Source organism: Nitrospirota bacterium, assembly GCA_015233895.1.
Classification (GTDB): Bacteria; Nitrospirota; Thermodesulfovibrionia; order Thermodesulfovibrionales; family Magnetobacteriaceae; genus Magnetomonas.
This window is the reverse complement of the sequence record JADFXG010000037.1, coordinates 19,939-28,776: the sequence shown is the minus strand read 5'-3', so window position 1 is coordinate 28,776 and position 8,838 is coordinate 19,939. Positions and strand designations below refer to the sequence as shown.

At 39.2% G+C, this 8,838-nt stretch carries 7 protein-coding genes; 4 read left to right on the top strand and 3 right to left on the bottom strand.

The window, feature by feature from the left end:
- Positions 1-547 precede the first annotated feature (547 nt).
- From HQK88_15650 to HQK88_15640, 3 genes are all read left to right on the top strand, one after another.
- Positions 548-751: a hypothetical protein gene (locus HQK88_15650; protein ID MBF0618236.1), complete on the top strand. Its 204-nt coding sequence runs from the start codon at positions 548-550 to the stop codon at positions 749-751.
- A 113-nt stretch (positions 752-864) separates the two neighbouring features.
- On the top strand, positions 865-3,375 hold the full coding sequence (locus HQK88_15645; GenBank protein ID MBF0618235.1) for a hypothetical protein: 2,511 nt from the start codon (positions 865-867) through the stop codon (positions 3,373-3,375).
- Positions 3,376-3,501: 126 nt separating this feature from the next.
- Positions 3,502-4,299 carry a glycosyltransferase family 2 protein gene (locus tag HQK88_15640; protein MBF0618234.1) on the top strand — a complete coding sequence of 266 codons (798 nt, stop codon included), beginning with the start codon at positions 3,502-3,504 and terminating at the stop codon, positions 4,297-4,299.
- A 103-nt stretch (positions 4,300-4,402) separates the two neighbouring features.
- Here the strand turns inward: HQK88_15640 and HQK88_15635 are convergent, their stop codons facing one another.
- The 3 genes from HQK88_15635 to HQK88_15625 all read right to left on the bottom strand — a co-directional run bounded on the left by HQK88_15635 (position 4,403) and on the right by HQK88_15625 (position 7,114).
- On the bottom strand, positions 4,403-5,419 hold the full coding sequence (locus HQK88_15635; GenBank protein ID MBF0618233.1) for a flagellin: 1,017 nt from the start codon (positions 5,417-5,419) through the stop codon (positions 4,403-4,405).
- 30 nt (positions 5,420-5,449) lie between these two features.
- On the bottom strand, positions 5,450-6,466 hold the full coding sequence (locus HQK88_15630) for a flagellin (GenBank protein ID MBF0618232.1): 1,017 nt from the start codon (positions 6,464-6,466) through the stop codon (positions 5,450-5,452).
- Positions 6,467-6,718: 252 nt separating this feature from the next.
- Entirely contained in the window at positions 6,719-7,114 is a 396-nt protein-coding gene (locus HQK88_15625; GenBank protein MBF0618231.1) for a class II SORL domain-containing protein, read from the bottom strand.
- Between the two features lie 258 nt (positions 7,115-7,372).
- On the opposite strand from HQK88_15625, the gene HQK88_15620 reads away from it, so the two are divergent.
- Positions 7,373-8,818, top strand: coding sequence for a response regulator (locus HQK88_15620; GenBank protein MBF0618230.1), 1,446 nt, complete (start codon positions 7,373-7,375; stop codon positions 8,816-8,818).
- Positions 8,819-8,838 lie beyond the last annotated feature (20 nt).

The window sequence follows — 8,838 nt, the reverse complement described above, 5'->3', positions numbered from 1 at the left end:
GGAAGAGGTCAGAGAAAAGTATCTTCATAATACCGCTTTTCAATCCATTGACAGACTTGAAGACACACTTTGCACTGCTTTGAATGACATCTATAACGATCCGCATAGACTCACTTCTATGACAAACTTCCCTTATCTTAGAGTACCTCTATGAAGGCTACTCGGTATAAAGGTTGCATAGGGGATGTTGATAAGATTTTTGAAATTGCCTTTTTAGTTAACTTCACTAAAAAAAAAGGGCTGGAATCCAGCTCGTAAGTTGGATTCCAGCCCTTTTTTCCACTTTAAAAAACATGTCAACCCACCTTCTTAGAATTCTGAAAACCTTACTCAATAAGGATTTTATAAATTATCCCTGCTTACACAGTTTGTGCTTAAGTTATGATATTATAGATAAAGCATAAATTTTTATTTTAGTGTGTTAATGAGATTTTTAATTGACATTGTCGTGGCTAATATGTTAACGTGCCACACGCTGGCACGTTTTGGTGTTTTCGTGGGAATGATGGGATATGGAGAATATTTTAAATAGAGGAGGTTTTGAGATATGGGCAATACAGATAAAGAATGGAGAAGCCCTTTTGGATTTAACACGGTTGCTTTGAGGAATGAGGATGAAAGAGTGGGTGATTCTGGACCTGATAGTATATGTGGACAGCGAGAGGCATATATGGAGCAGGATGTGTTTGAAATACTTGACGGTTTGGTGAAAGAAAAAGATAAGGTTATGAATATATTTTGCTTTGATTAGAAAAAGCTGTTAGATGCTATAGAACATAGAGTTTTTTTTAGCAGTGCCTCGCAAAAGTTTGTACCAAACGAGGCGCTGTTTTATTTTATGAAGAACAGGGTGGGGAGGGCTTGGTGGATAGTTCAGGTCATATTGTGGGTAGTGTTGCTGTCCGGATAATACTCTTAAAAACAGTTGTTGGGTACGAGAAGCCTGTTTATGAAGATTATGAAGATTATTTAGATAGCCTTATACATCACAAAGATAAAAGCAAGAGAATAAATGCTTGGTTTTGCTATAAAATATTTGGGGATTACGATTTATGCTTCGTTATCGTCAGAGAAAACCTTGACCATGATATGTTGGGTTCAGGTACTATCAATGGTATAACTTACAGCACAGAGTTGTTGTGTTACAAGTGGGGTGCAGATGACTTAGAAGAAATGGATAGAAGGTTTTCCAAAATGCCTATAATAGGCATAAATATCATTAAATTAGAGCCAGCTCTTTTAATCGGCAAAGGACCCAACGAAATAGAGCAGGCGTTTTACAGTCAGATTAGTGACGATATAAAGGACGTCTTCTGTTTCGGAACTTTTGGCTGGAATGAATTTATTTTGCTTTATCCGATAGATAGCTATGATAAAGTGTATTCACAATTAATCTGTAAAGCACAGGACTTTGCTGGTAATATTTCTGATTCGGGTGATTACAGCTCACTTTTTATAAAGTCCTTCTCCTTAATCGGTGTGAATTACAGGGTTATTACAAGTCTAAATATGGCTGCTGAACTAAATAAACTAGACAACCATGATAAAAAGATATATCCATCGGTGTTTGTTGCTTGCAGGCCATCTGATATGCAAATGTTATGGACTTCTCTTATTGGTATCTTTGATGGAAAAGGAATTAAATTAAAAAACGAAGAGAAACTGTTTATCCTTGGCATGTATGACTTTGTGATAGAAATAGTCAAATTTAAATGGGGTGATTTTGTCAAAGCATTGCTTGACTTCCGCAAGGAGAATAGTAATTCAATTTTCAAAACAAATGTTCAACTATGCGGCGTCTCCGGTTTTCCTGAGGATACTAAAGTAAGTAAAATTTTTTCACCTGATACCATAAATATTAACTCCTCTGACGTAAAGACCCTAAAGCGGCTTGACCAACCTCTTGATGAAACTATTGTAAGCACTGTTTACACATTTAACCAATATCTGAGAAATGAATTGTTATTTGATTCTGTTGAGGATATGGCTGACTATGTGGTGAAGCTGAAGAGGGAAGCATTTAATTCTTTAGACGTTGGCGATAATAACAAAGAAATCTCACTGAAATATCTTGAAAACATGCCAGAATTGATCAGAATTGGCTGTTACCAACGTCTTGCAGGTCTTTTCTTACAAGAGGGCTCAGAGGACTTCTCTTCATACAAAGGCGGGAAGCAGAGGCTCCTAAAGGCATTAAAAATGTTTTGTAAGGACATAATTGATAACGTTTTTAGTGTTTGTGGCATTGATGGAAAATGGGAAGGCTTTGTTAAAATTGGCAGGCAGAACAACTATGCTCATTTTTATGACACTTTGAGCATTCCAATAGATACAGCCTTTTGTGTAGAAAAATATTTTGGTTTATTTCATGAAATTGGGCATTTAATTTTGTTACACCAGGGTGATGAGAACAAGTTTATAGACTTGAGTGATATAGACAAACGTTATACAAGTTTTTTAGAGGAGGTGTTTTGTGACTTGTTTGATTTTCAGTGTGGTTTTTTGGGTAAACACGAACTTTACTTTAAAACAATCATGCCATATTTAGGTGGTGTAGTCAAGAAACAATGCCTCGAACAAGATATAAAACGCTATTCAGTTAGATTACTATCGGTAATGGCCTATTCTTTAATAATTAAAGGCAGGGGATGTGACATTGATACTGAGGCTGTTAAGTTACTATCTGATTTTTTTGAAGTTATAGGCAACTACGAAAACGATTCACTTAAACAAGACATACTTTTTAAGTTTTCTGAAACGCTGAAATCCTTACTGAATAATTTTTTTGAAGGTAAGTTCAGTGTTTTTTTTGAAAAGAAGTTAGAGGTTGGATTCTACCGCAAGAGGGGTGCCATTTACAACAGCATAGAGTATAAGGCTCAGTTTAGTGACATTTTGGCTGGTAAAACGGTTACAAATCTACAGCACCCTCATCTTGTAGTGCTTAGTATGTTAGAGAATAAAGACAATTTAAGTTTTAAAGCTGAAACGGCGGCTATAAGATCATTCATTAACTGCTATTATGAACGAGGAATGGATAAAACAAGTGAGTTTTATTACGATGAAGAGCAGGTTAGGACTGTAACATGCGATGTGGTTAATGTTCTTACGACAAATAAGTCTTTAGAAGATATAAAGAAACAAATTTCTAATATCCATGTACCAGAACAAATTCTGAGGGCTGATTATAGTTCTTATGTAGAGGTTGTAGAAAAAGAGATTAGTCATAGTGTGCCTTTCAATCTAATCAAAGATATTGAACTACCTTTGCTTGTAAGCCTAACCGCTAGTGCATTAGGTAATGCCGTAACAAGCGAATTTATTTTTAGGATAGTGGACACACTAATAAAATATATTCAGCATATTCCGCGCTAAACACAGAAAGACTAACTATTGGATATAAGGACTACGGTATTAAAATTTTTTAACAGGCTGTTTCCTCTTAAAATGGAAGGGGATGCTGTTATTAATTCTATTAAAAATGAGTATGATATTTCTTGTGTGATAAATTTTTACGGCCGTATAGACTTATTGGAGGGCATACTGTATTGTCTTACGGAGCAGGACTTGCCAAAGAGCCGATATGAGGTACTATTGGTTGAAGACAGAGGGGGCACTAAAGAGGGGTTTGACACATACAATAAATTTAAAGGCAAAATAAACGTTTCATACCACAGTCTCAGTGCGCACTACGGCATGATGGGCTACGCCAGGAACTTTGCTCTAAGTAAGGTCAAAGGGCGGCTCTGCCTGCTTTTGGATGACGATACCGTATTAATCGGCAATGACTTTCTTACAACTCTTATAGATGAATTTACACGCACTGGAGCTGACGCAGTAATACCCCACGGCAGCGCCTCCTTTTGCCTTTGGAAAGAGAAATACTGCTACCATGAGCCATACTTTCCAACCAGCCGTTGTATGGCCTATACAACTGAGGTTTTACGCAAACTGCACGGTTTTGTCTCATCAATCACAGGGCAGGAGGATGTTGAATTTGTTGTTCGCTACCTTGCCTCAGGCAAAAAATTTTACAAGTCTGACAGACTAAAATACATGCACCCGCCGTTTGTTGTTAACAATTTGAATAAGCCGATTGCCGTAGGCAAGTCTGTGGCGGGTCTCAGAAAAAGATACCACCCGCTGATATACTCTATGCTGATAATAAACGGGGCAAGACATTTACCTCTGCTGTTTTCACCATCCAGTATGAAAAGCCGTATGCAGGGCAAATTCGCTCTTGGCTTTATGATAGGCGTTTTTTATTATTTCTTCAATTTAAAGGCAGATTACAGATAGAAGAGCTCTGAAAGAGATTAGTCCGCAGATTACGCAGATGAACACAGATATAAATCTGTGAAAATCTGCGCAATCTGCGGAAAAAATCCTTATTCTGAATTTTCTATTTAAGCAGTGCAAGCACAGCTTGCGGTTGCGAATTCGCCTGAGCAAGTACCGATATGCCGGACTGCTGTAAAATCATTGATTTGGTAAGGTTTGCTGTTTCTGCTGCAAAATCAGCATCCATTATCCTTGACTTTGCTGATTGTGTCGTCTCAAGCACGTTCTCTATGTTTCTGATATTGGCGTCAAGTTGATTAGCTTTGGCACCCATCTCAGCCATTGAACTTGTTACATAAGTCAGTGCAGTGTCAACAATGGCTATAGAGTTTGATGCCTGAGACCTGAAACCTGTCAAACTGCTTGAATCAGCTACCTGAAACGATGCAAGGCCGGTATAAGCAATAGTGCTGCTGGCTGTAAAACTATAATTAGGCGGAAAAGGTGCGGACGTTCCTTGTACAAATGCACCATCACCTGCGCCGTTTACCCCGACAGTGGTAGCAGTATGAATATCTTTTAAAAACATAATAGGACCATTTTTACCGTTTTGTGAAAATACTTTACCGCCTAAGGCATCCGTGTTCAACGAGCCGATAGAAATTTGTATACGAGAATCGCTGGCTGAAAAACTTGTCTGAAGTTTGGTGTGAAAGTGGCCGTCAAGCAAGCGCTGGCCGTTAAACTTGGTCTGTTCAGATATTCTGCCTACCTCCTCAACAAGGACGTTGACCTCCTTTTGCATGTTCGCAACATCGGTTACTCCGTACTGTCCGCTCATTGCCTGCACTCCAAGCTCTCGTATCCTCTGAAGATTATTTATTATCTCTGACATAGAACCCTCAGCAGTCTGAACCATTGAAAGACCATCATTAGCGTTTCTTTCCGATACCATTAAACCACGTACCTGAGTGTCCATTCTCGTTGCTATGGCAAGTCCTGCGGCATCGTCAGCAGAAGAGTTTATCCTCAAGCCGGATGATAGCTTTTTCATTGCTTGCTGCAAAGGTCCCTGAGTTTTATTCAGATTCCGCTGTGCATTAATAGAAACTATGTTTGTGTTAATTACAAAGGCCATAAGTCCACCCCCTATCTATCCTTAGATTTTTTATTTAAGCAGTGCAAGCACAGCTTGAGGCTGAGAGTTGGCCTGAGCAAGTACCGATATGCCGGACTGCTGTAAAATCATTGATTTGGTAAGGTTTGCCGTTTCTGCTGCAAAATCAGCATCCATTATCCTTGACTTTGCTGATTGTGTCGTCTCAAGCACGTTCTCTATATTTCTGATATTGGCGTCAAGTTGATTAGCCTTAGCACCCATCTCAGCCATTGAACTTGTTACGTAAGTCAGCGCTGTGTCAATAATGGCTATAGAGTTTGACGCCTGAGACCTGAAACCTGTCAAACTAGTTGAATCAGCCACCTGAAACGATGCGACGCCGGTATAAGCAATAGTGCTGCTGGCTGTAAAACTATAATTAGGCGGAAAAGGCGTTGATGTTCCTTGTACAAATGATCCGTCACCTGAGCCGTTTACCCCGACAGTGGTAGCTGTATGAATATCTTTCAGAAATAGCATAGGACCATTTTTACCTTTTGATGTAAATATATTGCCTCCTAAGGCATCTGTGTTCATTGAGCCGATAGAAATTTGTATACGAGAATCACTGGCCGCAAAACTTGTCTGAAGTTTGGTGTGAAAGTGGCCATCCAGTAAACGTTGGCCATTAAATTTGGTTTGCTCTGATATTCTGCCTATCTCCTCAACAAGTACGTTGACCTCTTTCTGCATGTTTGCCACATCAGTTACACTATATTGTCCGCTCATTGCCTGAACTCCAAGCTCTCGTATTCTCTGAAGATTATTTATTATCTCTGACATAGAGCCCTCGGCAGTCTGAACCATTGAAAGTCCATCGTTAGCGTTTCGTTCCGATACAGTTAAGCCCCGAATCTGAGTGTCCATTCTAGTTGCTATTGCAAGGCCTGCGGCATCGTCGGCAGAAGAGTTTATCCTCAAACCGGATGATAATTTTTTCATTGCACTTTGCAAAGGTCCCTGAGTTTTATTCAAATTCCGCTGTGCATTAATAGAAACTATGTTTGTGTTAATTACAAAGGCCATAACTCCACCCCCTATCTATCCTTAGATTTTATATCCAGCGTCAGCCTTATGCTAATCACTAATTGGGGGGTTGCAATTATCGTGCCAGTGGCGTGTATATTGGGTTTGTGAGGTGTATGAATACAAAACTTAGGGAAAGACCAGGAAAAATCTATCAGAAGTCCGGCAAAAATTTCCCTCTTAAAAAGAAGTTTTTTTCTGGCCTTCATTAAAGCAGGGGCGAAAATTATTCGCCCCTACAGTTAGTATCAACTATTTAACAGTGATGTCTTTTGAATTTTCCCAGAAACCGTGAATATTACAAAAGCTTGTGGCAATAAGAGTTCCTGATTTTTTAGTTTTCATGGAGGCGGTTATTGTGTGGTTGGTATAGACAGGGCCGGCGTTTGCGCCCTCGCTTGATTCGCCGTGTGCGGTAAATTCAAAGTTACCTATCTGGTAAGCGAATTTTCCATCCGTTGGCTTAAAAAACAACTGTATCCACCTTATGTGGTGTTCAGTGGTGTTTGGATGGCCTATTTCTTTTCCGACAGATACCTTTACATCAAAGAGCTCATCGGCACTAACCGCATCAGCACACTCTATAACAGGAACATGCTTTTCCCCCTTCCAGTCACCACCCTGAAAAATATCACCTGTCTTAGACATAACATTTCCCCCTCTCTTTTTATTTGCTCAGCTCCCAACTATTATACCATAAACGTGAATTGTGCAAATTCTCGTATTTTAACCTGTTAGCTGATAAGGAAAAAAATTTGAATAAATGTTATTATATTAAGTGCAGGCAGGGGGTTAGAAACAGCCACAGTGAGGTGTAAGCAGGTGAGTGCTGAGGTTATCTCAGGTGCAGACCCCCCTAAAAGTGTTTCTCAATTGACAATTAGATAAGGATATTTTTAACCAGATATGCTGAAAAAGAAGATACTTGTTGTAGAAGATGAAGCAATAATAGCAAAGGACATTAAAAAGTGTCTTGAGTTAATTGGCTATGAAATTACTGCCGCTGTAGCAACAGGGCAGGAGGCTCTTGAGAGCTTAAACCATAGCAAACCCGACCTGGTTCTTATGGATATAATGCTTAACGGCCCTCTGGATGGTATCGAAACCGCTGATGCTATAAAGCTCAGATTTGATATTCCGGTTATATACCTTACCGCTTATGCCGATGAACAAATACTTGAGCGTGCTAAAATTACCGAACCGTTTGGATATATACTGAAACCCTTTGAAGAGACGGAACTCCGCACAACTATAGAAATTGCCCTTTACAAGCACAAGCTTCAAAGCCGTCTCAAGGAAAATCAGCGATGGCTCTCCACGGTGTTAATGAGTATTGGAGATGCAATCATAGCCACTGACAGAGAGGGTTGCATTGAGTTTATAAACCCTGTGGCAACAAAACTGACAGGCTATACTCAGGAGACAGCCCTCGGTAAACATATAAATGATGTTTTGAAATTAGAGGGACACAGTAATGCAGGTGCTGTTTGTACACATAGTTTCAAGCCTGATATAAAAGAGATGGTTGTTGTATCAAAAACAGGGGACATGATTTATATTAACGGCCGTATATCGCCAATAATAAATGAAACAGGCGCTCTTGAAGGCTCTGTTTTGGCTTTTACGGACATAACTGAAAAAAAACTTTACGAGGAAAATCTTAATAATCAGAGGGAAAGTTTTATTTCAGTCCTCTTACACGACCTTAAAACTCCGGTGATTGCCATAAAGGGGTACTCTAACAGGTATCTTGAGGGTAAAGCCAAAACTGATAAAGAAAAAACAGATATTCTGAAAATCATAAGTGGCGCCTCCGGAGATATTTTAAATGTGATAGAGACAACCTCCCATTCTCTTAAAAATAAAAACACCCTTATGGCATTTAATCCAAAGGAGTTAAAATTTAATGAGCTCCTTGCATCTGTTTTAAATGTTTTTATCCCGGAGATGGAAAGACGCGGCATTGAGCTGATTGTTAACGACGATACCGCACTGCGACCACTTGATGAGATGCCGGTTTCTATCATAGGTGATTATTATCAGGTTAAAACAATGACAGAAAATCTTATTAGCAATGCCGTAAAGTACGCAAATAAACTAATAAAAATAAAGCTGCAAAGAATCGGCAACGAGGTGTTTTTGTCTGTAGAGGACGATGGCAGAGGCATTGCACAATGCTACCATGACAAAATATTTGAGGAATATTTCCAGACTCCGGAAAGCGTAAAAGGCACAGGCCTTGGGCTCTACAGCGTAAAGAGAGTCGTTGAAAAACACAAAGGAACAATATCTTTGGTGTCTGTTGTTGAAAAATATACTCGTTTTGAGATAAAAATGCCTTGTATAAAGTGATGGACTCTGTCTGTGTTCAT